Annotated in this window: 20 protein-coding genes; 11 read left to right on the forward strand and 9 right to left on the reverse strand. The window is 73.1% G+C overall.

The annotated features are described in order from the left end of the window. The first annotated feature begins 5 nt into the window (after positions 1–5). Both ABZO31_RS24605 and ABZO31_RS24610 read left to right on the forward strand, forming a co-directional pair. Positions 6–560, forward strand: a complete 555-nt coding sequence (locus ABZO31_RS24605) for a GNAT family N-acetyltransferase (protein ID WP_406863444.1) — start codon at positions 6–8, stop codon at positions 558–560. A gap of 236 nt (positions 561–796) precedes the next feature. Continuing rightward, on the forward strand, positions 797–2,497 hold the full coding sequence (locus ABZO31_RS24610) for a proline--tRNA ligase (RefSeq protein WP_406863445.1): 1,701 nt from the start codon (positions 797–799) through the stop codon (positions 2,495–2,497). A 76-nt stretch (positions 2,498–2,573) separates the two neighbouring features. Here the strand turns inward: ABZO31_RS24610 and ABZO31_RS24615 are convergent, their stop codons facing one another. The 4 genes from ABZO31_RS24615 to ABZO31_RS24630 form a co-directional block, all read right to left on the reverse strand. Continuing rightward, positions 2,574–3,521: a slipin family protein gene (locus tag ABZO31_RS24615; protein WP_406863446.1), complete on the reverse strand. Its 948-nt coding sequence runs from the start codon at positions 3,519–3,521 to the stop codon at positions 2,574–2,576. A gap of 72 nt (positions 3,522–3,593) precedes the next feature. Next, the gene (locus ABZO31_RS24620; RefSeq protein ID WP_406863447.1) at positions 3,594–4,475 is read right to left on the reverse strand and encodes an aminoglycoside phosphotransferase family protein; all 882 of its coding nucleotides are present in this window, start codon (positions 4,473–4,475) and stop codon (positions 3,594–3,596) included. 44 nt (positions 4,476–4,519) lie between these two features. Beyond that, the gene (locus tag ABZO31_RS24625) at positions 4,520–4,936 is read right to left on the reverse strand and encodes a DUF4439 domain-containing protein (RefSeq protein ID WP_406863448.1); all 417 of its coding nucleotides are present in this window, start codon (positions 4,934–4,936) and stop codon (positions 4,520–4,522) included. Then, a complete protein-coding gene (locus tag ABZO31_RS24630) occupies positions 4,933–5,505 on the reverse strand; it encodes a hypothetical protein (RefSeq protein ID WP_406863449.1) in 573 nt (190 codons plus the stop codon). Before ABZO31_RS24630 ends, ABZO31_RS24625 begins: the two co-directional genes overlap by 4 nt. A gap of 147 nt (positions 5,506–5,652) precedes the next feature. Here ABZO31_RS24630 and rimP point away from each other — a divergent pair, with 147 nt between their 5' ends. The 9 genes from rimP to ABZO31_RS24675 all read left to right on the forward strand — a co-directional run bounded on the left by rimP (position 5,653) and on the right by ABZO31_RS24675 (position 17,216). Next, a complete protein-coding gene (gene rimP / locus ABZO31_RS24635) occupies positions 5,653–6,150 on the forward strand; it encodes a ribosome maturation factor RimP (RefSeq protein ID WP_406863450.1) in 498 nt (165 codons plus the stop codon). Positions 6,151–6,152: 2 nt separating this feature from the next. Beyond that, positions 6,153–7,145, forward strand: a complete 993-nt coding sequence (gene nusA, locus ABZO31_RS24640) for a transcription termination factor NusA (RefSeq protein ID WP_406863451.1) — start codon at positions 6,153–6,155, stop codon at positions 7,143–7,145. 122 nt (positions 7,146–7,267) lie between these two features. Beyond that, the gene (locus ABZO31_RS24645) at positions 7,268–7,546 is read left to right on the forward strand and encodes a YlxR family protein (protein WP_406865461.1); all 279 of its coding nucleotides are present in this window, start codon (positions 7,268–7,270) and stop codon (positions 7,544–7,546) included. A 163-nt stretch (positions 7,547–7,709) separates the two neighbouring features. Then, positions 7,710–10,742 (forward strand): translation initiation factor IF-2, encoded by a 3,033-nt coding sequence (infB, locus tag ABZO31_RS24650; protein WP_406863452.1) that lies wholly within the window; start codon positions 7,710–7,712, stop codon positions 10,740–10,742. 138 nt (positions 10,743–10,880) lie between these two features. Further along, entirely contained in the window at positions 10,881–11,174 is a 294-nt protein-coding gene (locus ABZO31_RS24655) for a DUF503 domain-containing protein (protein WP_406863453.1), read from the forward strand. Between the two features lie 29 nt (positions 11,175–11,203). Next, positions 11,204–11,656, forward strand: coding sequence for a 30S ribosome-binding factor RbfA (rbfA, locus tag ABZO31_RS24660; RefSeq protein WP_406863454.1), 453 nt, complete (start codon positions 11,204–11,206; stop codon positions 11,654–11,656). Next, positions 11,653–12,552 carry a tRNA pseudouridine(55) synthase TruB gene (truB, locus tag ABZO31_RS24665; RefSeq protein ID WP_406863455.1) on the forward strand — a complete coding sequence of 300 codons (900 nt, stop codon included), beginning with the start codon at positions 11,653–11,655 and terminating at the stop codon, positions 12,550–12,552. Before rbfA ends, truB begins: the two co-directional genes overlap by 4 nt. A 211-nt stretch (positions 12,553–12,763) precedes the next feature. Then, positions 12,764–16,207 carry a serine protease gene (locus tag ABZO31_RS24670; protein ID WP_406863456.1) on the forward strand — a complete coding sequence of 1,148 codons (3,444 nt, stop codon included), beginning with the start codon at positions 12,764–12,766 and terminating at the stop codon, positions 16,205–16,207. Positions 16,208–16,247: 40 nt separating this feature from the next. Beyond that, positions 16,248–17,216, forward strand: a complete 969-nt coding sequence (locus tag ABZO31_RS24675; protein WP_406863457.1) for a bifunctional riboflavin kinase/FAD synthetase — start codon at positions 16,248–16,250, stop codon at positions 17,214–17,216. A 7-nt stretch (positions 17,217–17,223) separates the two neighbouring features. Here ABZO31_RS24675 and ABZO31_RS24680 read toward each other — a convergent pair whose 3' ends face one another. Genes ABZO31_RS24680 through ABZO31_RS24700 form a run of 5 tightly spaced genes read right to left on the reverse strand, consistent with a single transcriptional unit; the run spans position 17,224 to position 22,970 of the window. Beyond that, positions 17,224–18,192: an ABC transporter ATP-binding protein gene (locus tag ABZO31_RS24680; RefSeq protein WP_406863458.1), complete on the reverse strand. Its 969-nt coding sequence runs from the start codon at positions 18,190–18,192 to the stop codon at positions 17,224–17,226. Then, positions 18,189–19,154, reverse strand: a complete 966-nt coding sequence (locus tag ABZO31_RS24685) for an ABC transporter ATP-binding protein (RefSeq protein WP_406863459.1) — start codon at positions 19,152–19,154, stop codon at positions 18,189–18,191. Before ABZO31_RS24685 ends, ABZO31_RS24680 begins: the two co-directional genes overlap by 4 nt. Then, positions 19,151–20,035 (reverse strand): ABC transporter permease, encoded by an 885-nt coding sequence (locus ABZO31_RS24690; protein WP_406863460.1) that lies wholly within the window; start codon positions 20,033–20,035, stop codon positions 19,151–19,153. Before ABZO31_RS24690 ends, ABZO31_RS24685 begins: the two co-directional genes overlap by 4 nt. Continuing rightward, the gene (locus tag ABZO31_RS24695) at positions 20,032–21,099 is read right to left on the reverse strand and encodes an ABC transporter permease (protein WP_406863461.1); all 1,068 of its coding nucleotides are present in this window, start codon (positions 21,097–21,099) and stop codon (positions 20,032–20,034) included. The genes ABZO31_RS24690 and ABZO31_RS24695 overlap by 4 nt, the downstream gene beginning before the upstream one ends. Before the next feature lie 14 nt (positions 21,100–21,113). Beyond that, complete coding sequence (locus tag ABZO31_RS24700) at positions 21,114–22,970, reverse strand: ABC transporter substrate-binding protein (protein WP_406863462.1); 1,857 nt, start codon at positions 22,968–22,970, stop codon at positions 21,114–21,116. Positions 22,971–23,126 lie beyond the last annotated feature (156 nt).

Here is a 23,126-nt window from a genome sequence, read left to right on the forward strand (position 1 = left end):
CGCGCATGGATGACGCCGAGATCACGATCGGACCGGTCGACCTCGCCGAGCGCGTCGACGAGGCGCTCGCCGTACAGGCCCTCGCCTTCGGACTGAGCGACGACGAGGTCGCCGTGCGCCACCACATCGTGCTGCGCCACCTGCGCAACCCCGGGGCCCGCGCGTACGGCGCGACCACCGCCGAGGGACGGCTCGTCGGCTTCGTGTACGGGATGCCCAACGACCGCACCCACTGGTGGTCCACCGTCGTCGAACCGTATCTGCGCGCCAACGGCAACGACCGCTGGCTCGACGAGTCCTTCGTGATCACCGAGCTCCACGTCCACCCCGCCCACCAGGGCCGCGGCCTCGGCCGCGAGCTGATCACCACGATCACCGACACCGCCGCGGAGCCCCGCTCGATCCTCTCCGCCATCGACACCGAGAGCCCCGCCCGCGGCCTCTACCGCAGCCTCGGCTACTGCGACCTCGCCCGTCAGGTCCACTTCCCGTCCGCGGCCCGCCCGTACGCGGTCATGGGCGCGCCGCTGCCGCTGCTGCGGCCCGCCGCGCTGAACTGATTTCCGCGACCGGGCACGCCGGGGCTAACCTCCCTAGGGGGTGTCTGACAATTCCCCGCGGCGTCGCGACGCCCGGCACGCACGCTCGCCGCGTTGCCGAAAAGCCCTAGTAGCTCCGCTACGAGGGCTCTCCGGCGCCTTGCGATCGCACGCACCGGACGCCGCTCCTTCTTCCACGGGGAATTGTCAGACACCCCCTAGCCATCACCTAAACATCCGGCAGGAGTACGAGAACCATGGCCAACGCACCGGTCCAGCGCATGTCCCAGTTGATGGCGAAGACGCTGCGCGACGACCCGGCGGACGCCGAGGTCCTCAGCCACAAGCTCCTCGTCCGCGCGGGCTACGTCCGCCGTACCGCCGCCGGCATCTGGAGCTGGCTGCCCCTCGGCAAGAAGGTGCTGTCCAACGTCGAGCGCATCGTCCGCGAGGAGATGGACGCGATCGGCGCCCAGGAGGTCTCGCTGCCGGCCCTGCTGCCCCGCGAGCCCTACGAGGCGACCGGCCGCTGGGACGAGTACGGCGCGGAGCTCTTCCGTCTCCAGGACCGCAAGGGCGGCGACTACCTCCTCGGCCCGACGCACGAGGAGATCTTCACGCTGCTGGTGAAGGACCAGTGCTCGTCCTACAAGGACCTGCCGGTGATCCTGTACCAGATCCAGACGAAGTTCCGCGACGAGGCCCGCCCCCGCGCCGGCATCCTGCGCGGCCGCGAGTTCCTGATGAAGGACTCGTACTCCTTCGACCTGGAGGACGAGGGCCTGGCGCAGTCCTACGCGCTGCACCGCGAGGCGTACCGGCGGGTCTTCGAGCGCCTCGGCCTCGACTACCGGATCGTCGCCGCGACCGCGGGCGCGATGGGCGGCTCGAAGTCCGAGGAGTTCCTCGCCCCGGCCGGCGCCGGCGAGGACACCTTCGCCGACTGCCCGAACTGCGACTTCGCCGCGAACACCGAGGCGATCGCCTACGAGCTGAAGCCGGTCGACGGCTCCGCGGTGCCCGCCGCGGAGGAGATCCCGACCCCCGACACCCCCACCATCGAGACCCTGGCCGCCTCCCTCGGCGTCCCGGCCTCCGCCACGCTGAAGAACCTGCTGGTCAAGGTCGACGGCGAGATCGTCGCGGTGGGCGTGCCCGGCGACCGCGAGGTCGACCTGGGCAAGGTCGAGGCGCATTTCGCCCCGGCCACCGTCGAGATGGTCACCGAGACGGACTTCGCCGAGCGCGCCGACCTGGTGCGCGGCTACGTCGGCCCGCAGGGCCTGGACAAGGTGACCTACCTCGCCGACCCGCGGGTCGCGCCCGGCACGGCGTGGATCACGGGCGCCAACAAGGAGGGCATGCACGCGAAGAACGTCGTCGCGGGGCGTGACTTCGAGGTCTCCGAGTACGTCGACGTGGTCGTCGTCCAGGAGGGCGACCCCTGCCCCAAGTGCGGCACCGGCCTGAAGCTGGACCGCGCGATCGAGATCGGTCACATCTTCCAGCTGGGCCGCAAGTACGCGGACGCCCTCAAGCTGGACGTGCTCGGCCAGAACGGCAAGCCGGTCCGCGTGACCATGGGCTCGTACGGCATCGGCGTCTCGCGCGCCGTCGCCGCGCTCGCGGAGCAGACCGCCGACGACAAGGGCCTGTGCTGGCCGGCGGAGGTCGCCCCGGCGGACGTCCATGTCGTGGCCGCGGGCAAGGCGCTCCAGACGGAGCTGGCGCTCGAGGTCTCCGAGAAGCTCTCGGCCGCGGGCCTGCGCGTCCTGGTCGACGACCGCGCGGGTGTCTCCCCGGGCGTGAAGTTCACCGACTCCGAGCTCATCGGTGTCCCGAAGATCCTCGTCGCCGGCCGCCGCGCGGCGGAGGGCGTCGTGGAGCTGAAGGACCGCCGCACCGGCGAGCGCGAGGAGCTGACCGTCGACGAGGCCATCGCCCGCCTGACGGCGTGATTGCCTGACGCGTGAGGGGCAGGGCCGTCGGCCCTGCCCCTTCGGTCGTTTCGAACCCGTCGCCTACCCCCGTCGCCTACCCGTCTTCCTCCTCCTTCGGCGCCGGTTCCACCGGCGCCCCCGCCAGGTCCTCGATCGCGTCGATCCCGTCGGCCGCGTCCGCCGCGCCCCGCAGATACGCGGGGCTGGGCTCCAGGCCCGGCAGCGGGGCCTGGGTGACCGGCGGGGCCTGGGTCACCGGGGCCGCGGGCGCCGGCGGGGGCGTCGCGGAGCCGCGTTCCAGGAAGCGCAGCAGTTCCACCGGGATCGGCAGCACCAGCGTCGAGTTCTTCTCCGCCGCCACCGCCATCACCGTCTGCAGCAGCCGCAGCTGCAGTGCCGACGGCGCGTCCGCCATCTGGTGCGCCGCCTCGGCCAGCTTCTTCGACGCCTGCAGCTCCGCGTCCGCGTTGATCACCCGAGCCCGCCGCTCACGGTCCGCCTCCGCCTGCCGGGCCATCGACCGCTTCATCGTCTCCGGCAGCGAGACGTCCTTGATCTCGACCCGGTCGATCTGCACGCCCCATCCGATCGCCGGCGAGTCCAGCATCAGCTCCAGGCCCTCGTTGAGCTTCTCCCGGTTGGACAGCAGATCGTCCAGCTCGCTCTTGCCGATGATCGAGCGCAGCGAGGTCTGCGCCATCTGCGAGACCGCGAACTTGTAGTCCTCCACCCGCACCAGCGCCTCGGCCGCGTCGACCACCTTGAAGTACACGACCGCGTCCACCCGCACGGTCACGTTGTCCCGGGTGATGCCCTCCTGCGCGGGCACCGGCATCGTCACGATCTGCATGTTCACCTTGTGCAGCCGGTCGATCGCCGGAACGATCATCGTGAACCCGGGCTGGCGCACCTCACTGAGCAGCCGCCCGAAGCGGAACACCACGCCCCGCTCGTACTGCTTCACCACGCGCGCCGCAGCCGCTCCGTACACGACGGCGGCCGTTGCCACACCCGCCGCTACCGCCAACAGCTCCTCGACCATCTCGACCCCCAGAGGTCCGAGCCGAGCGAAATCGCTACAAAAAGGGTATTCCCCCGCAGTCGGTTCGCGAACTCACAGCCAGCCCGCGAACTCCAGCAGCAGCTCCGCCTCCGGCCGCCGCCCCGCCGCCAGCCAACGCGTCGCCGACTCCACCGCGCGGAACAAGGTCCAGCCGCGCAGCCGCTCCCGGTCCACGTCCACCGAGTCCGCGAGCCGGTTCAGCCGCCGCCGGGCCGCCGACGCGCCCGCGCTCGCCGCGACCAGGTCCTCCACCCGGTCCCGTACCAGCCGCGCCAGGTCGTACGCGCGCTCTCCGACCAGCGGCTCCGGTCCCACCGCCAGCCACGGCACCCGGTCCCCGGCCAGGACCTTGCCCTGCCGGAAGCAGCCGTGCAGCAGGACGGACTCGGCGTCCCCGGCGAGCAGCTCCTCGCGGGCGTCGAGGGCCGCGGACGACACCGCCCCATGAGCCTCCATCGCCGCCGCCTGCCGCGCCGTACGCTCCGCCACCGACTCGAAACCGTGCCCGGCCGGCGGGTCCACCCACAGCTTGCGCACCACCCCGGCCGCCTCCAGGAGCGCCTTGGCGTCCGGCAGCGAGCGCAGCGAGACCTCGGGGTGCAGCCGCTCCAGGACCAGCGCGGCGCCGTCCTCCGGCTGCAGCAGCTGGACCGTGCCCCAGCCGTTCCAGTGCGCCAGCGCGGCCCGCTCCAGGTCCGGACGGGTGAAAGCGGGCGCGAGCTTCAGCGCCGCGGGGGTGCCGTCGGACCGGTGCGCCAGGATCACCAGGCTGCTGCGGCCGCCGGGCGCCACCACCCGTTCGGCCGTCAGCGACGCCCGGTCCAGCGCGTCCTCGGCCAGGGCCGGCAGCTTCCCCAGCCACTCGGCCGCCGCCGCTTCCCCGTACGTCGCGCCGAGCGCCCGCGTCAGCCGCTGCGGCGGTTCGAAACCCATGCGTGCAGTCGTTCCTTCTGAAGTACGGCCTGGTCCTGCGCGGCTCACACCCGCTCGGCGAGCCCAGGAAAGGTTACGTCGCCGCCGCGCCACCGGGCGGCGCGCACCGCGGCCTCGCGCAGCGCGGCCGCCGCGTCCGCGCGCAGCGGACCGGCCGCGGCGCGCACCAGGTCGGAGTAGACCCCGGCCACCCGGTCCTCCAGCTCCGCCGCGAGCCGCACCGCCGCGGCCGCGTCCGGCACCGCGAAGGGCAGCGCGTACGCGGCGGCCGCCGCCACCGGCTCGCCGCCGAGCTCGCGCACGGTCCGGCCCAGCACGTCGCGGCGGGCGCGGTGCGCGTCGTACGCGGCCGTCGCCTCGGCCCGCCGGGCGGCGCCGATCCGGCCGCCGACGACCCCGTACCCGTACACGGCGGCGTGCTCCGCGGCCAGCGCGGCCCGGGCGGCGTCGAGGGCGGTCATCGGGTGCTCCTTGCCGGGGCGTCGGGGGCGGTCAGCAGATACGCGTGGGTCGCGGCCGCCGCCGCGACGGAGGCGAGCAGCCGCGCGTACTCCGGCGGCGCGTCGAGCAGGGCCGCGCCGTGTGCGTCGGCGGTCCGCCGTGCCAGGGCCGCGAGTTCCCGCACCGCCGCCGCGGGATCGGCGGGGACGGCCGCAGCAGGGGTGGCGGACGGCGTGCCGGAGGGCGCGGCGGTCACCCGCCCGGCCGAACCGCCCGTCGCTCTCTGTGCGCCACCGGCCTCCGGCAGGCCCTCCGCCAGCGCCTTCGCATGCGCCGCCGCCGACGTCCGCAGCGGTGTCAGACGGGCCTTCAGCGCGGGATGGGCGGTCAGGGCCGCGTCGTAGCGGTCCCGCAGCGCCGTGCTCGTCGCGACCGCGCGGCGGCGCAGCGCCAGCTCGGCCCGCGCCGCCCGCTCCGCGGCCGACAGCGGCTTCGGCGCGGCCTCCTCCGCGGGGGCGGAACAGGCCGCGAGCGTCGCCGCGCCGGCCGCCAGGAGCGCGCGTCTGCCGATCATCCCCGTGCGCCCCACGCGCCACTCCCTCGATCGAAGATCACCGCAGGCGAGCGTACCCGCGGCCACCGCGCCGGTGGACGGCAACACCCCTCCGGACCGGATACCCTTTGGTCTGACACGCGACGAACCCACAACAGCACACGCGGCCGAGGAGTCACCCGGATGAGCACCACCCAGAGCGACAGGCTGCGCGAGCTCGTGGAGCCGCTGGTCCTCGCGCAGGACCTCCAGCTCGAGGACATCGAGCTGTCCCGGGCGGGCCGCCGCGGAATGCTGAGGATCATCGTCGATTCCGACGAGGGCGTGGATCTGGACGCCTGTGCCGACCTGAGCCGGGCCATCTCCCTGAAGCTCGACGAGTCGGACGTGATGGGCGAGGGCGAGTACAACCTCGAGGTCACCTCGCCGGGCGCCGACCGCCCGCTCACCCACCACCGCCACTATGTGCGCGCCACCGGCCGACTGGTCAAGCTGCAGCTGCACGAGGGCGGGGAGCTGGTCGCCCGGATCCTGACCGTGGACGACGACGGCATGGACATGGAGGTGCCGGGCGTGAAGGGGCGCAAGCCCACCGCCCGCCGGATCGAGTTCGCCGACATCGCCAAGGCGCGCGTGGAGATCGAGTTCAACCGCAAGGACAAGAAGGAAGAGGAGGCGTAGCCGTGGACATCGACGTGAAGCTCCTGAAGGGCTTGGCACAGGAGAAGGAGATCTCCTTCGAGATGCTGGTCGAGGCGATCGAGTCGGCCCTCCTCATCGCCTACCACCGCACTCCCGACGCCCGCCGCCACGCGCGCGTGGAGCTGAACCGGCAGACCGGTCACGTGACGGTGTGGGCGAAGGAAGACCCCGCCGAGCTGGAGGAGGGCCAGGAGCCCAAGGAGTTCGACGACACCCCGTCGGACTTCGGCCGGATCGCCGCCAGCACCGCCCGCCAGGTCATCCAGCAGCGGCTGCGGGACGCCGAGAACGACGTCACCTTCGGCGAGTACGCCCGGCGCGAGGGCGACATCGTGGCCGGCCAGGTGCAGCAGGGCAAGGACCCGAAGAACGTCCTCGTCAAGCTGGACGACAAGCTGGAAGCCATCCTTCCGGTGCAGGAGCAGGTGCCGGGCGAGGACTACAAGCACGGTCTGCGGCTGCGCACGTACGTCGTCCGCGTGGCGAAGGGCGTCCGCGGTCCGTCGGTCACCCTTTCGCGTACGCACCCCAATCTGGTGAAGAAGCTCTTCGCCCTGGAGGTGCCGGAGATCGCGGACGGTTCCGTGGAGATCTCGGCCATCGCCCGCGAGGCCGGTCACCGCACCAAGATCGCCGTCCGGGCCACCCGTCCGGGCCTGAACGCCAAGGGCGCCTGCATCGGCCCCATGGGCAGCCGGGTCCGCAACGTGATGGCCGAGCTGCTCGGTGAGAAGATCGATATCGTCGACTGGTCGGACGACCCGGCGGAGATGGTCGCCAACGCGCTCTCCCCGGCCCGGGTCTCCAAGGTGGAGGTCGTGGACCTCGCCGCCCGGTCCGCCCGGGTGACCGTGCCCGACTACCAGCTGTCGCTGGCGATCGGCAAGGAGGGGCAGAACGCCCGCCTCGCCGCCCGTCTGACCGGCTGGCGCATCGACATCCGTCCCGACACGGAGCAGCCCGCCGCCGAGTAGGCGCGGGGGCGGCAGGAATACGTCTTGCCGTGGTGACGTTCTGCTACGGCGAGATCACGACAGACGACCGTTCGATTTTTGCCCCAAACGGGTGAGGTCGGTACGGGGAGGTAGACTTGATTGTGTCTGGCCGGACGCCTGCCCGGGCGTGCCCTGAACGAACCTGTGTGGGCTGCCGGGAGCGAGCGGCCAAGAGCGATCTGCTGCGCATCGTGGCGGTCGAGGGCGCCTGCGTCCCCGATCATCGCGGTACGCTGCCCGGCCGGGGTGCGTATCTGCATCCCGCCTCGGTCTGTCTCGGCCTGGCGGTCCGCCGCCGGGCGTTCCCGCGGGCCTTCAAGGTCCCGGGCCCGCTGGAGACGGCGGAGCTGGCAGAGCTGTTCGACCAGCAAAACCAGTAGCACCGGCAGCACCAGTAAAGAAGTACGGCACGGAACCCCGTGCGGTCAGGTACCTCGCGAGTTGGAAGTAGGTCGAGATTGCGATGAGCACTCGATGAGTACGCGATGAGTACGCCCATGAAGTAGCGACGGTCCGGCGGTAACCGGACCTAAAAGGAGCGAAGTGGCTAAGGTCCGGGTATACGAACTCGCCAAGGAGTTCGGCGTGGAGAGCAAGGTCGTCATGGCCAAGCTCCAAGAACTCGGTGAATTCGTCCGTTCGGCGTCCTCGACGATCGAGGCGCCGGTTGTGCGCAAGTTGACTGACGCGCTGCAGGGTCCCGGCTCCGCCGGCAAGGCCGCAGCGAAGCCCGGCGCGCCCCGCAAGGCTGCGCCGTCCCCCAAGCCCGCCGCGCCGTCCCCGGCGCAGGCGGCCCGTCCGGCTGCCCCGAAGCCTGGCGCGCCCACCCCGGCGCCCAAGCCCGCGGCCGCAGAGAAGCCCTCCGCGGCGCCGGCCCCCGGCCCGCGTCCGACCCCGGGTCCGAAGCCCGCGGCTGCGCCCAAGCCGGCGCCCGCCGCCCCGGCTCCGGCCGCCCCGGAGTTCACCGCGCCTCCGTCGGCCCCGGCCGCCGGTCCGCGCCCGGGTGCGACCCCCGGTCCGCGCCCGACCGGCGCGCGTCCGGGCGAGCGTGCCCCCCGTCCCGGTGGCCAGGGCGCTCGTCCCGGCCAGCAGGCCCCGCGTCCGGGCGGTCGTCCGGCCGGCCCGCGTCCGGGCAACAACCCGTTCACCTCCGGCGGCTCCACCGGTATGGCGCGCCCGCAGGCGCCCCGTCCCGGCGGCGGCGCCCCGCGTCCCGGCGGCCCCGGTGCCGTTCCGGGCGCTCCGCGTCCGCAGGGCGGTCCCGGCGGTGCTCCGCGTCCCCAGGGCGGCGCCGCGCGTCCGACCCCGGGCAGCATGCCCCGTCCGCAGGCCCCGCGTCCCGGCGGCGGCCCCGGCGGCAACCGTCCGAACCCGGGCATGATGCCGCAGCGTCCCGCTGCCGGCCCGCGTCCGGGCCCCGGCGGTCGCGGCCCCGGCGGCGGCGGTCGTCCCGGCGGTGCCGGTGGCGGCGGCGGTCGTCCCGGCTTCACCGGTCGTCCGGCCGGTCCCGGTGGTGGCGGCGGCTTCGCCGGCCGTCCCGGTGGCGGTGGCGGCGGCGGTCGTCCCGGCGGTCCCGGTGGCGGTGGCGGCGGCTTCGGCGGTCGTCCCGGCTTCGGTGGTCGTCCCGGCGGCCCCGGCGGCCGTGGTGGCACGCAGGGTGCGTTCGGCCGTCCCGGCGGTCCGGCGCGTCGTGGTCGCAAGTCGAAGCGGCAGAGGCGCCAGGAGTACGAGGCCATGCAGGCCCCGTCCGTGGGCGGTGTGATGCTGCCTCGCGGCGGCGGCGAGACCATTCGCCTGTCGCGCGGTGCGTCCCTCACCGACTTCGCCGAGAAGATCGGCGCCAACCCGGCGTCGCTCGTCGCGGTCATGATGAACCTCGGCGAGATGGTCACGGCCACGCAGTCCGTCTCCGACGAGACGCTGCAGCTCCTCGGCGACGAGATGAACTACACGGTTCAGATCGTCAGCCCCGAGGAGGAGGACCGTGAGCTGCTCGAGTCCTTCGACATCGAGTTCGGCGAGGACGAGGGCGGCGAAGAGGCTCTGGTCTCCCGTCCGCCGGTCGTGACCGTCATGGGTCACGTCGACCACGGTAAGACCCGCCTTCTCGACGCCATCCGCAAGACCAACGTGGTGGCGGGCGAGGCCGGCGGCATCACCCAGCACATCGGTGCCTACCAGGTGGGTACCGAGGTCAACGGTGAAGAGCGCCGCATCACCTTCATCGACACCCCGGGTCACGAGGCGTTCACCGCCATGCGTGCCCGTGGTGCCAAGTCGACCGACATCGCGATCCTCGTGGTGGCGGCCAACGACGGTGTGATGCCCCAGACGATCGAGGCGCTGAACCACGCCAAGGCGGCCGACGTGCCGATCGTGGTCGCGGTCAACAAGATCGACGTCGAGGGCGCGGACCCGACCAAGGTGCGCGGTCAGCTGACCGAGTTCGGCCTGGTGGCCGAGGAGTACGGCGGCGACACGATGTTCGTCGACATCTCCGCCAAGCAGGGTCTGCACATCGACCAGCTGCTCGAGGCCGTGGTCCTGACCGCGGACGCCTCGCTCGACCTGCGGGCCAACCCCGACCAGGACGCGCAGGGCATCGCGATCGAGTCCCACCTCGACCGTGGTCGCGGTGCGGTCTCGACCGTCCTGGTCCAGCGCGGAACGCTGCGCATCGGCGACACCGTGGTGGTCGGCGACGCGTACGGCCGCGTCCGGGCGATGCTCGACGACAAGGGCAACAACGTCGAGGAGGCGACCCCGTCGACTCCCGTCCTGGTGCTCGGTCTCACCAACGTGCCGGGTGCCGGCGACAACCTCCTGGTCGTCGACGAGGACCGTACGGCCCGCCAGATCGCCGAGAAGCGTGCGGCGCGCGAGCGCAACGCGGCCTTCGCCAAGCGCACCCGCCGGGTGTCCATCGAGGACCTCGACAAGGTGCTCGCGGCCGGCGAGATCCAGCAGCTCAACCTCATCATCAAGGGCGACGCGTCCGGTGCGGTCGAGGCTCTCGAGTCCTCGCTGCTCCAGCTCGACGTCGGCGAAGAGGTCGACATCCGGGTTCTCCACCGCGGCGTCGGTGAGGTCACGGAGTCGGACATCAACCTGGCGATGGGCTCCGACGCGATCGTCATCGGCTACAACGTCCGCGCGGCCGGCCGTGCCACGCAGATGGCCGAGCGCGAGGGCGTCGAGGTCCGGTACTACTCGGTCATCTACCAGGCGATCGAGGAGATCGAGGCGGCCCTGAAGGGTCTGCTCAAGCCGGAGTTCGAAGAGGTCGAGCTCGGTACGGCGGAGATCCGCGAGGTCTTCCGCTCGTCCAAGCTGGGCAACATCGCCGGTGTCCTGGTCCGCTCGGGCGAGGTGCGACGCAACACCAAGGCGCGCCTCATCCGCGACGGCAAGGTCGTGGCGGAGAACCTCACCATCTCGGGTCTGCGTCGCTTCAAGGACGACGTCACCGAGATCCGCGAGGGCTTCGAGGGCGGTATCAACCTCGGCAACTACAACGACATCAAGATCGACGATGTCATCGCCACCTACGAGATGCGCGAGAAGCCGCGCGTCTGATCGTCAGGTACCGGACGGGGCCGGTCGGCGGAAGGAATTCCGTCGATCGGCCCCGGCCGTTGCGTGTACGGTTCTGGTGTCCCTGCCAAGTGGTTGGCGGGGCCACTGACCCCGAACCGGCGGGACATCCGGACATACATGTACGTGGGGACTCTGTCCTTCGATCTGCTCCTCGGCGACGTGCGCTCGCTGAAGGAGAAGCGCTCCGTCGTCCGGCCCGTCGTCGCCGAGCTCCAACGCAAGTTCTCCGTGAGCGCGGCCGAGGTGGGCGACCAGGACCTCCATCGCAGGGCCCGCATCGGGGTCGCGCTGGTGGCCGGGGACGCGGGGTTCGTGTCGGACGTGCTGGACCGGTGCGAGCGGCTGGTCGCCGCCCGGCCCGAGGTGGAACTGCTGTCGGTGCGACGGCGGCTCCACACTGATGAAGACTGAATGTGCAAGGCAAAGAAGGAGACGGACCAGTGGCCGACAACGCGCGGGCGAAGAAGCTGGCGGACCTCATCCGGGAGGTGGTCGCCGAGAAGCTGCAGCGGGGCATCAAGGACCCGCGGCTGGGTACGCACGTGACGATCACGGACACCCGCGTCACCGGCGACCTGCGGGAGGCCACGGTCTTCTACACGGTCTACGGCGACGACGAGGACCGGGCGAGCGCCGCGGCCGGCCTGGAGAGCGCCAAGGGCATCCTGCGCTCGGCCGTCGGCCGGGCCGCGGGCACCAAGTTCACCCCGACCCTGGCCTTCGTCGCGGACGCCCTCCCGGAGAACGCCCGGACCATCGAGGACCTCCTCGACAAGGCACGGGCCTCCGACGCCAAGGTGCGCGAGGCGTCCTCCGGCGCCACGTACGCCGGCGAGGCGGACCCGTACCGCAAGCCCGAGGACGAGGACGAAGAGGGCACCACCGCCGAATGAGCCAGCAGCACAGGACGCCCGACGGCCTTGTCATCGTCGACAAGCCGTCGGGCTTCACTTCGCACGACGTCGTGGCCAAGATGCGCGGGATCGCGAAGACCCGCCGCGTCGGCCACGCCGGAACCCTCGACCCGATGGCGACCGGCGTGCTGGTCCTCGGCGTCGAGCGCGCCACCAAGCTCCTCGGTCACCTCGCGCTGACCGAGAAGGAGTACCTGGGCACCGTCCGGCTCGGGCAGACCACGATCACCGACGACGCCGAGGGCGAGATCACGGCGTCGGTCGACGCGTCGAAGGTCACCCGCGAGCAGATCGACGCGGGTGTGGCGGAGCTGACCGGCGCCATCATGCAGGTGCCGTCGAAGGTCTCCGCGATCAAGATCGACGGCAAGCGGTCGTACGCGCGGGTGCGCGGCGGCGAGGACTTCGAGATCCCGGCCCGGCCGGTCACCGTCTCGTCGTTCCAGGTGTACGACGTCCGCGAGGCCGTCGCCGAGGACGGCACGCCCGTCGTCGACCTGGTCGTCTCCGTCGTCTGCTCCTCCGGTACGTACATCCGCGCCCTCGCCCGCGACCTGGGCGCCGGGCTCGGCGTGGGCGGCCACCTCACCGCGCTGCGGCGCACCCGGGTCGGCCCGTACAAGCTGGACGCGGCGCGCACGCTGGACCAGCTCCAGGAGGAGCTGACGGTCATGCCGGTCGCCGAGGCGGCCGAGGCGGCGTTCGAGCGCTGGGAGGTCGACGAGAGGCGGGCCCGGCTGCTGCTGAACGGCGTCCGTCTGGACATGCCGGACACCGGGCCGGGGCCGGTCGCGGTCTTCGGGCCGGGAAACCGGCTGCTCGCGCTGGTGGAGAACCAGAAGGGCAAGGCGAAGAGCCTGGCCGTCTTCGGCTGAGGCGTTCCTTCGTGTCTCGTCGGGCGGTGTGTCTCGTGGGGCGGGTGCGCATGCGCACCCGCCCCACGACCCCCCTCCGGGGAGTGTCTGTCCACCGAGTGCCATTCCTTCACCCCTTCGGGCGGGCGCTCGGAGTGAGACGGGGAGCGCGCGGGGGCGCTTTCCGCCGACGAGCTTTTGCCGGTGATCACCCCCGAACTACCGTCGAGCCATGGGACGCGGGGACCGGGCGACGCTGGTGCGGATCTGCGATCCCGCGGGGAGGGCGCGGGGGAGCGGCTTCGTCGCGGACGACCGCGGCACCGTCGTCACCGGGCACGAGACCGTCGACGGCCTCGGCCGCGTCGTCCTGAAGGCACCCGGGGAGCGCAGCTGGGTCGCCGCGCCGGCCGATGTCACCGTGCTGCCCGAGGCCGGACTCGCGCTCATCCGCAGCGAGGGCCTCGGCGTGCGGCCCCTGCCGGTCGCGGCCCGCGGCACGGAGTCCGTCGAGCCCGGTACGTACGTACGGCTCCCGGCCGGCGGCTGGCGCGAGGCGCGGGTGCTGGGGACGGGGCCGGTCACGTACACGGCGACGGAACAGAGCCATGCCATCGACGGCGTCCTCGAACTCGCCATCGGCACCGACGGCCGCGAGGCGCTGCGGCGCAGCGGCGAGGCGGCGGGCGGGCCGGTGCTCGACGCGGTCACCGGGGCGGTGCTCGCGGTCCTCGGCACCGCGCTGCACGGCCGGCGCCGGGCCGGCGGCCACGCGCTGCCGCTGGCCGCCACGGGGGCGCTCGGCGCGGTGCTGCGGCGCAACGCGGCGACGGTGCCGTGCTACGGCGCCGACCTCAACCTCGCGGGCGTGCTGGAACTCACCGCGACCGGCCTCGCGCTGCCGGGCGGCGGGACGGCCGGGGAGCTTCCCGAACCGGTCGAACGGGCGGACTGCACAAGGGAGTTCTCTGCGTTTCCCGCCGACGGGACCATGCGTGTCCTGGCACTCGTCGGCGCGCCCGGCACCGGCCGTACGACCGAACTCGCCGCCCTGTGCGCGCGCCGGGCACGCGGCGCCGAGCCCGCGCCGACGGTGTGGCTGCGCGGGGCGGACCTGCGGGCCGACGACGCGTCCGTGGCCGACGCGGTCGGACGGGCGCTGGCGCGGGCCGGGCGCGTCGTCGCCGCGTCCGGGGCGGCCGGCGATCCGGCGGCCACGACCCCCGAGGAGGCCGCGCGCCTCGCGCACGAGGCCGGGCGGCCCCTGCTCGTCGTCCTGGACGCCCCCGAGGAGATGCCCCCGGCCCTGGCGCACCGGCTGCCCGCCTGGACGCGGGCCACGGGGGAGTGGCTGCGCGCCCGTGAGACCCGTCTCGCCCTTGGCTGTCGCCCGGAGCACTGGGAGCAGGCGGCCCCCGGGTACGGCCGGGCCGCGCGGGCGGTGTTCCTGGGGCCCCTGACCGGCCCCGACGCGAAGCTGGCGCGCGAACGCCACGGCCTGGACGAGTCGCAGGTGGCCCCGGGGGCGGCCGGACACCCCCTGGCGCTGCGCCTGCTGGCCGAGGTGCGGGCCGCGCTGCCGGAGGACGCGCCGGGCAGCCCGACCCGGGAGGAGATCTTCACCGCCCACCTGGACCTGATGTGCCTGCGCGTGGCAGTCCGTATCGCTGCGGCCCGGCGCCCCGTGCCCGGCGGCCCGGAGGTCCGCCGCCTGGCGGCCCGGGTGGCCGGCCAGGTCCACGAGGCGGCCCGCCGCTGCCTGGGCCCCGGCCAGGGCGAACTGGACCGCGCGTCCTTCGAGTCCCTGTTCCCCTGGCGCACCGGCTGGGCCAACGCCGTCCTCACGGAAGGCATCCTCGTCCCGGCGGGCCCGGGCTACCGCTTCGCCCACGAGGAGGTGGCCGACTGGCTCCAGGGCACCCACCTGGAGGTGGAAGCGGCCCTCCACTCCCTGGTCCACCGCTACACCGAGGCCCCCCGGCCCTCGGACCCGCCCCCCTCGACCTCCCACCCCGTCCCCCGCCACCGCATCGGCCCGGTCCTGGAGTCCCTCCTCCACACCGACCACCTCCAGGGCCCGGAGTCTCTGTCCCCGCACCTGACGGCCTTGCTGGACGCCTCCGAACGCCTGGGGAACCCAGGCGCGGAGCGCCGGGATCCCGGGGACGGGGAGGCGGACCCCACCCCCACCCCCACCCCCACCCCCGCCCCCGACGGCCCTTGGAACCCCGCAGCTCGGCTGGAGGATGCGCGGTGGTGGGCCGGCCGGCTCGTCCGCGACGCGTTGTCGCGGGTGCCGAACGCGCGGGCGTACCTGGGGGTGCTTCGGGATCTCGCCGATCGGATCGGCGCGGGCGCGCTCAGCGCCGAGCCCTTCGGGCCCGGCTTCTGGACGGGGCTCGTGCTGCCCGAGGACGACCGGCTCGACCTTCTGCGTCGTCTCGTCCCCGCCGGTGAGCCGTATATCGAGGCCGTCGTCGAGCGGCTCGTCGCCGATCCCCGGGGCGTGCAGCCGCTGCTGTGCCGGTGGTTCGGGGACGAGCAGGTGGCGGGTGCCGCGCAGCGGTTGTTGTACACGCATCGGGGGCCGGCCGTCGACGATCTCTGCGAGGCGCTGGTGGCGACCGCGCACCGGCGGGCCGACGAGCTCCTCGCCGCGCTCGTTCAGGACGAGCCCGCCGCCGTCTGCCGGGCCGTCGACCGGTGGGCGCACGACGACGGGCGGGCCGCGCGGCGGACGGCCGCGGCCGTGTACGGGGGGCTCGTCGCCCGGCGGGAACTCAGCCCCGCCGACCGGGCCCTGCTGCGCTACGCCGCGCTCGCGCTGCTCGCCCGGCCCGGGGACCAGGGGGTGCACGCCGCCGCGCTCGGCATCCTCGTACGGGATCCGCACACCCGCGCCCGGTACCTGCCGCAGGCGCTCACCGAGGGAGCCGTGGGCCTCGCAGCGCTGCTCGACGCGCTGGCCGTCGAGCAGGAGCCGGTGCTCGACGCGCTGCGCGAGTGGCTGCTCGGCGGCTCGGCCGGCGACGGCGACGCCGGCGTGCTCGACGCGCTCGCCGAGGTGTCCGCGCCCGCCCTCGCCCGCCGCGTCGCCGAACTCGTCCTCGCCTACGCCGACCGCCGCCCCGACGGCGCCCCGCACGTCGCCGCGTTCGTCGACCGGAGGTTCGAGGACGGCCCCGTCGGCCGCTCCGTGCTGCACCCGCTGGTGGCTCGGCTCCTCGACGGCCCGCCGCCGCTCCGGCTCGCCCTCGGCCCCGTCCTCGCGGCCCCCGGCACCGCCGCCTCCCGCTACCTGCGCGGCGAGCTGCTCGACGTGCTGCTCCAGCGGCTCGACCGGACGCCCGAGCCCGCTGTTCTCGACGCTCTCCTCGACGCCGCCGCTCGCTCCGCCGCCCACCGCGGCGAGCCCCGCACCAGGGCCCTGGTCCACCGCGTCGGGCTGCTCCTCGTCCGTACCCCCGAGGGGGCCACCCGCTTCGACCAGCGGCTCGTCGCCCTCGCCCGCGAGGCCCCCGGCTTCGCCCCGCTCGTCGCCGGATGGCTCACCGCCGCGCCCGGCGAATGGGCCGCCGTGGTGGGCCCGAGCGCCCGCCGGACCGTCGAGACGCTCGGCAGTTCCATGCCGATGCCGACCGACGGCCGCGGACATGGCACCCTTAGACCTGCGTAATCGGCGTAATGGGCGAACAGGCGGACGAGGAGCGGTCACAGTGCAGCGCTGGCGTGGCTTGGAGGACATCCCCCAGGACTGGGGACGCAGCGTCGTCACCATCGGCTCCTACGACGGTGTGCACCGCGGACACCAGCTGATCATCGGCCGGGCCGTGGACCGGGCCCGCGCGCTCGGCGTGCCCTGCGTCGTCGTCACCTTCGACCCGCACCCCAGCGAGGTCGTCCGCCCCGGCAGCCACCCGCCGCTGCTCGCGCCGCACCACCGCCGCGCGGAGCTGATGGCGGAACTCGGCGTCGACGCCTGCCTGATCCTCCCCTTCACCGCGGACTTCTCGAAGCTGTCCCCGGCGGACTTCATCGTGAAGGTCCTCGTCGACAAGCTGCACGCGAAGGCCGTCATCGAGGGCCCCAACTTCCGCTTCGGCCACAAGGCCGCCGGCACCGTCGAGTACCTCACCGAGCTCGGCGGCACGTACGACTACGAGGTCGAGGTCGTCGACCTGTTCGTCAGCGGCGACGCGGGCGGCGGCGCGCCGTTCTCGTCCACCCTCACCCGCCGCCTGGTCGCCGAGGGCGACATGGCCGGCGCCGCCGAGATCCTCGGCCGCCCGCACCGCGTCGAGGGCGTCGTCGTGCGCGGCGCGCAGCGCGGCCGCGAGCTCGGCTTCCCGACGGCGAACGTCGAGACCCTGCCGCACACCGCGATCCCCGCCGACGGCGTCTACGCGGGCTGGCTCACCGCGGACGGCGAGCGGATGCCCGCCGCGATCTCGGTGGGCACCAACCCGCAGTTCGACGGCGTCGACCGCACCGTCGAGGCGTACGCGATCGACCGCGTCGGCCTGGACCTGTACGGGCTGCACGTGACCGTGGACTTCCTCGCGTACATCCGCGGCATGCTGAAGTTCGAGACCCTCGACGACCTCCTCGAGGCCATGGCCGCGGACGTGAAGCGGTCGCGCGAGCTGACGGAGGCGTACGACCAGGAGCACGCCGACCAGGCGTAGCGCGGGGTCAGCCGCCGGCGGACGCCCAGTGGCAGGCGGCCTGGTCCGAGGCCGCCCCGCTCAGGATCGGCAGCGTCTCGCCCCGGCAGCGGTCCGCCACCGCGCCCGCCCGGCCCGTCGCCAGGACGTGGCAGCGGGCGTGGAAGCGGCAGCCGCCGGGGATGCGGGACGGGTCCGGGGGTTCGCCCGACAGGACCACCGGCGGCTCCTCGGACTCCGGGAGGACCGAGAGCAGCGCCTGCGTGTACGGGTGCTTCGGGGCCGTCAGGACGGACTCCACCGAGCCCGTCTCCACGATCCGGCCCAGGTACATCACCGCCACCCGGTCCGCGATGTTCCACGCCAGCCCCAGATCGTGCGTGACCACCAGCGCCGACAGACCCAACTCGTCCCGCAGGCGCAGCAGCAGCGCCAGGATCTCGCCGCGCACCGACGCGTCCAGCGACGCCACCGGCTCGTCCGCGACGATCAGCTCCGGGCCGAGCACCAGCGCCCCCGCGATCACCACCCGCTGCCGCTGCCCGCCCGACAGCTCGTGCGGGTACCGCAGGAAGAACCGCTCCGGCGGCCGCAGCCCCGCCCGCGCCAGCGCCTCCGCGACCGCCGCGCGCTCGTCCCCCTCGTACCCGTGGATCCGCAGGCCCTCCGCGACCGCGTCGTACACCGTGTGCCGCGGGTTCAGCGAGCCGCTCGGGTCCTGCAGCACCAGCTGCACCCGCCGCCGGTACTCCTTCAGCGCCCGCGACGCGTACCCGAGGCGCGCGCCGCCGAACGACACCGCCCCCTCCGTCGGCCGCACCAGCCCGAGCAGCGCCCGCGCCAGCGTCGACTTGCCGCACCCCGACTCGCCGACCAGGGCCACGATCTCCCCGGCCCCGATCTCCAGGTCCACCCCGTCCACCGCCCGCGCCGCAGGCGCGCCCCGCCGCCCCGGGAACACCACCCGCAGGCCCTCCGCCGACAACAGTCCACTCACGCGCCGCTCCCCACGTGTACGCACGCCGCCCGGCGGCCCTCGCCCGCGTCCCTCAAGTCCTGGTCCTGCGAACCGCACACCTCCACCGCCACCGGACAGCGCGGACGGAACGCGCAGCCCTCCGGCAGCGCCGCCGGGTCCGGCGGATCGCCCGGCAGCCCGCGCGGCGCCCGCCGCGACGCCGCGTCGCCGATCCGCGGGAACGCCGAGGACAGCGCCCGCCCGTACGGGTGCGCCGCCGCCTCGTACACCTGGCGCGCCGGGCCCTCCTCCACGATCCGCCCCGCGTACATCACCGCGAGCCGGTCGCAGGTGTCGGCCAGCACCGCCAGATCGTGGCTGATCATCAGCAGCGCGATGTCCTGGTCCGCGACCAGACCCTCGATCAGCCGCAGGATCTGCGCCTGGATCATCACGTCGAGCGCCGTCGTCGGCTCGTCCGCCACGATCAGCCGCGGCTCGCACGCGAGGGCCATCGCGATCATCACCCGCTGCCGCTGCCCGCCGGACAGCTCGTGCGGGTACGCGTCCGCCCGCGCCGCCGGCAGCCCGACCTGGTCGAGCAGCGCCACCACCTTGCGCCGCGCCTCCGCGGGCGTCGCCCGGCCGTGCACGAACAGCGGCTCCGCGATCTGCTCGCCGACCCGCCGCACCGCGTTCAGCGAGTGCATCGCGCCCTGGAAGACGATCGACGCCCCCGCCCACCGGACCGCCCGCAGCCGCCCCCACTTCATCGCGAGGACGTCCTCCCCGTCGAGCAGGATCCGCCCGGTCAGCCGCGCCGACGCCGGCAGCAGCCGCAGCAGCGCCAGCGCCATCGTCGACTTCCCGCAGCCCGACTCGCCGGCCACGCCCAGCTTCCTCCCGGACTCCAGGCTCAGGTCCACGCCGCGCACGGCCGGCACCGCGTCCGCCCCCGACCCGTACGTCACCGTCAGGTCCCTGATCTCGAGCAGGCTCAACGCCCCACCCCCAGCTTCGGGTTGAGCACCGACTCGATCGCCCGCCCGCACAGCGTGAACGCCAGCGCGACCAGCGCGATCGCGATCCCCGGCGGCGCCAGGTACCACCAGTGCCCGGACGACACCGCGCCCGCCTCCCGCGCGTCCTGGAGCATCCCGCCCCACGACACCACCGTCGGGTCGCCCAGGCCCAGGAAGGCCAGCGTCGCCTCGGTGAGGATCGCCGCCGAGATCATCAGGGTCGTCTGCGCCAGGACCAGCGGCATCACGTTCGGCAGGACATGGCGGGTCATCACATGGCCGTGCCCGCCGCCCAGCGCCCTCGCCCGCTCGATGTACGGCCGGGACTCCACCGCGATCGTCTGGGCGCGCACCAGCCGGGCCGTGGTCGGCCAGCAGGTCACCCCGATCGCCAGGATCACCGTCCACATCGACCGGGACATCACCGTCGCCAGCACGATCGCCAGCACCAGCGCCGGCATCACCAGGAACCAGTCCGTGATCCGCATGACGACCGTGGAGAACCAGCCGCCGTAATGCCCCGCCACGATCCCCACCAGGGTGCCGATCGCCACCGACAGCGCCGCCGCGAGCAGCCCCACGAGCAGCGAGACCCGCGCGCCCCAGATCAGCAGCCCGAGCAGCGACCGCCCGAACTGGTCGGTGCCCAGCGGGAATTCGGCGCTCGGAGACTCCAGCGCCGTACCGGGGGCGTCGGTCACCGACTGCACGTCCGCGCCCACGAGCCACGGCGCCGCAAGGGCGAGCAGCGCGATCAGCGCCAGACCGGCGAGCCCGTACAGTCCGGCCCGGTGCGTCCGGTACTGCTGCCAGAAGCGCGCCGCCGAGGCCCCGCGGCGCTGCCACACGAGAGAGGTCATCGGCCCACCCGGGGATCGAGCAGCGGATACAGCAGATCGGCCAGCAGATTCATCACGATCATCGCCCCCGCGAACACCACGAACAGACCCTGCACCAGCGGCAGGTCCGGCACGCTCAGCGCCTGGTAGAACAGTCCGCCCAGACCCGGCCAGGAGAACACCGTCTCCACCAGGATCGAACCGGCCGCCACATGGCCCAGATTGATGAACACCATCGTCACCGTCGGCAGCAGCGCGTTCGGCACCGCGTGCCGGCGGCGCACCGCGTCGTCGCGCAGCCCCTTCGCCCGCGCCGTCGTCAGATAGTCGCTGCCCATCTCGTCGAGCAGCGAGGACCGCATCACGAGCAGCGTCTGCGCGTACCCGACGGCGACCAGGGTGATCACCGGCAGCACCATGTGGTGCGCCACGTCGAACGCGTACGCGAACCCGGTCGCCCCGCTGCCCGACTCCATCCCGCCGGTCGGGAACAGCCCCGGCACCGGGCCCATGCCCACCGAGAACACGATGATCAGCAGCAGGCCCAGCCAGAACGACGGCACCGACCACAGCGTCAGCGCCACTCCCGTGTTCAGCTTGTCGCCCAGGCTGCCGTGCCGCCACGCCGACCGCGTGCCCAGCCACAGCCCCAGCGCCGAGTACAGCAGCACCGCCACGCCGGTCAGCAGCAGCGTCGCCGGCAGCTTCTGCGCGATCAGCTCCCCGACCGGCGCGCGGAACTGGTAGGACATCCCCAGATCGCCGGTCAGCGCCTTCGCGCAGTAGTCCGTGAACTGCTGCCACAGCGGCAGATCCAGTCCGAACTGCCTCCGCAGCGTCGCCAGTTGCTCCGCCGACGTCGGCACCCCGTGGGTCATCGCCTTCACCGGGTCGCCCGGGATGATCCGGAACAGGAAGAAACTGGTGACCAGCACGGCGAGCAGCGAGACGGCAGCGCCGCCCAGCTTGCCCGCCGCATGCCGCAGATACGCGCCGACCGTGCCCTGCGCCGCGCCGTCCGCGGCGCGCCCCGCCGTTCCTTCCGGGGGGCGCACCACGTCGGCCGGCGTGCTCGCCGTCGTCATCCGGACGCGATCCTCTACTCGCGGTCGTCGGCGGTGGCGCGCCGGCGCTTGGCGAGGAACAGCCCGAGGCCGAGGACGACCACCACGCCCGCGACGATGCCGACCACGACGCCGGTCGAGGTGCCGCCGTCGGAGTCCTCCGCGGACGAGCCTGCCGGCACCGCCGACCACCAGCTCCAGTAGCCGTCCTGGCCGTAGATGTTGCCCGCGGCCTCCGGCATCGTCGTGAGGGACGCGATCTGGTCCGTGCGGTACGCCTCGAGGGCGTTCGGGTAGGCCATGATGTTCATGTACCCCGTGTCGTACAGCCTGGACTGCATCTGCTTCACCAGATCCGCCCGCTTGGCCGCGTCGTACTCCACCGCCTGCCGCGCGTACAGCGCGTCGAAGCCCGGGTCGCAGATGAAGTTGTCCGTCGCGCCGGTGTCCTTCGGTGTCGCGGGCAGGGCGCCGCAGGTGTGGATGGACAGCACGTAGTCCGGGTCGGGGTTGACGGACCAGCCGTCGAACGCGAGGTCGTAGTCGCCCTTCAGCCAGGGGTCGGAGACGTTGTCCAGGCAGTCGACCTTCAGCCCGACGCCGAGCTTGCCCCACCACTCCTGCAGGTACTTGCCGATCGCCTTGTCGTTCGGGTCGGTGGCGTGGCACAGGATCCGGAGGTCCAGCGCCTTGCCGTCCTTGCCCACCCGCTTGCCGGCCGCGTTCTTCCTGTACCCGGCCTGGTCCAGGAGCTGCGCGGACTTCGCCGGGTCGTAGCCGAGCTTCTGCGCGGCCCCGGGCTTCCAGAAGTACGTGCCGAAGCGCGGCGGGATGTAGCCCTCGCCCTCGACGGCGTGGCCCTGGAACACCTTGTCGACGATGGTCGTGCGGTCCACGGCGAGGAACAGCGCCTTGCGGACCGCCGGGTCGAGGAGCGCCGGATGGCCGTTGCCGAACTTCTTGCCGTCCTTGGCCTTGGCGCCGGGGTTGGTGGCGAGCGCGAAGAAGCGGCGGCCGGGCGCGTCGTTGACCTTGATGTTCTTCTGGGTCTTCAGCGCGTCGGCCTGCGCCGGGGTGAGGTTCGGGACGAAGGACACCTCGCCCTTCTGCAGTGCCGCGACGGCCGCGTCACCGTCCTTGTAGTACTTGAACACCAGCTCGTCGAACTTGGGCACCCCGCGCCAGAAGGTCTTGTTCGGCTTGAGCTTGAGGTACTGGTCGACCTTGAAGTCCGTGATGACGAACGGGCCGTTGCCGACGATCGGGAAGCTCTGGTCGTTGTTGAACTTCGAGAAGTCCCCGACCTTCTCCCAGACGTGCTTGGGCACGATCGGCACGTCGAGCGCCGTCATCGTGGCCTGCGGCTTCTTCAGCGTGATGACGAGGGTCTGCGGGTCCGGCGCGGTGACCTTCGCGAAGTTGGCGGTGAAGCTGCCGTTCGCGGTGGCCGCGTTCGGGTCGGTCATCATCTTGTTGAACGTCCACGCCGCGTCCTCGGCGGTGGCGGGCTTGCCGTCCGACCACTTCGAGTCCTTGCGGATCGTGTAGGTCCAGGTCAGCTTGTCGGCCGAGGACTGCCAGGCGGTGGCCAGGCCCGGGATGGGCTTGGCGTCCTTCGCGTCGTAGTTGGTGAGGTACTCGTACGCCAGCCGGTGGATGCTGGTCGAGAGCAGCTTCTGGGCGAGGAACGGGCTGAGGGAGTCGACGCTCTGCGAGACGGCGACGGTGAGCACCTTGCCCCCGCCCTTCGCGTCGTCCTCGGCGGGCGGCGCGGCCTGCGCGGCGGTGGCCGGGACGGCCACCAGGGCGGTGGCGGTGACGCCGACGGCGAGGAGCAGACGCGTCAGCGGACGGTGTGGGACCGGGCGGGATGGAACCTTGACCATGACCATAGGACTGACCTCGCGTCGTGGATCTTGGGGCGCCAATCGGTGATGCGAAGGTCTATCAGCGACGACGGGCGTCGTCAACGATGACTCAGACCCCTTGTGGTCTGCGGTAATACGAAAAGGGCCCGCACCGTGGAGACGGTGCGGGCCCTCATTGGT

Origin of the sequence: Streptomyces solicamelliae, from assembly GCF_045348655.1 — a bacterium.
Taxonomy (GTDB): domain Bacteria; phylum Actinomycetota; class Actinomycetes; order Streptomycetales; family Streptomycetaceae; genus Streptomyces; species Streptomyces solicamelliae.

What these genes read in the sequence shown, in the direction of transcription:
- ABZO31_RS24605 (WP_406863444.1), top strand. Translation starts at nt 6, where the DNA reads ATGGATGACGCCGAGATCACGATCGGACCGGTCGACCTCGCCGAGCGC.
- ABZO31_RS24610 (WP_406863445.1), top strand. Translation starts at nt 797, where the DNA reads ATGGCCAACGCACCGGTCCAGCGCATGTCCCAGTTGATGGCGAAGACG.
- ABZO31_RS24615 (WP_406863446.1), bottom strand. Translation starts at nt 3,521, where the DNA reads ATGGTCGAGGAGCTGTTGGCGGTAGCGGCGGGTGTGGCAACGGCCGCC.
- ABZO31_RS24620 (WP_406863447.1), bottom strand. Translation starts at nt 4,475, where the DNA reads ATGGGTTTCGAACCGCCGCAGCGGCTGACGCGGGCGCTCGGCGCGACG.
- ABZO31_RS24625 (WP_406863448.1), bottom strand. Translation starts at nt 4,936, where the DNA reads ATGACCGCCCTCGACGCCGCCCGGGCCGCGCTGGCCGCGGAGCACGCC.
- rimP (WP_406863450.1), top strand. Translation starts at nt 5,653, where the DNA reads ATGAGCACCACCCAGAGCGACAGGCTGCGCGAGCTCGTGGAGCCGCTG.
- ABZO31_RS24655 (WP_406863453.1), top strand. Translation starts at nt 10,881, where the DNA reads ATGTACGTGGGGACTCTGTCCTTCGATCTGCTCCTCGGCGACGTGCGC.
- truB (WP_406863455.1), top strand. Translation starts at nt 11,653, where the DNA reads ATGAGCCAGCAGCACAGGACGCCCGACGGCCTTGTCATCGTCGACAAG.
- ABZO31_RS24670 (WP_406863456.1), top strand. Translation starts at nt 12,764, where the DNA reads ATGGGACGCGGGGACCGGGCGACGCTGGTGCGGATCTGCGATCCCGCG.
- ABZO31_RS24690 (WP_406863460.1), bottom strand. Translation starts at nt 20,035, where the DNA reads ATGACCTCTCTCGTGTGGCAGCGCCGCGGGGCCTCGGCGGCGCGCTTC.
- ABZO31_RS24695 (WP_406863461.1), bottom strand. Translation starts at nt 21,099, where the DNA reads ATGACGACGGCGAGCACGCCGGCCGACGTGGTGCGCCCCCCGGAAGGA.
- ABZO31_RS24700 (WP_406863462.1), bottom strand. Translation starts at nt 22,970, where the DNA reads ATGGTCATGGTCAAGGTTCCATCCCGCCCGGTCCCACACCGTCCGCTG.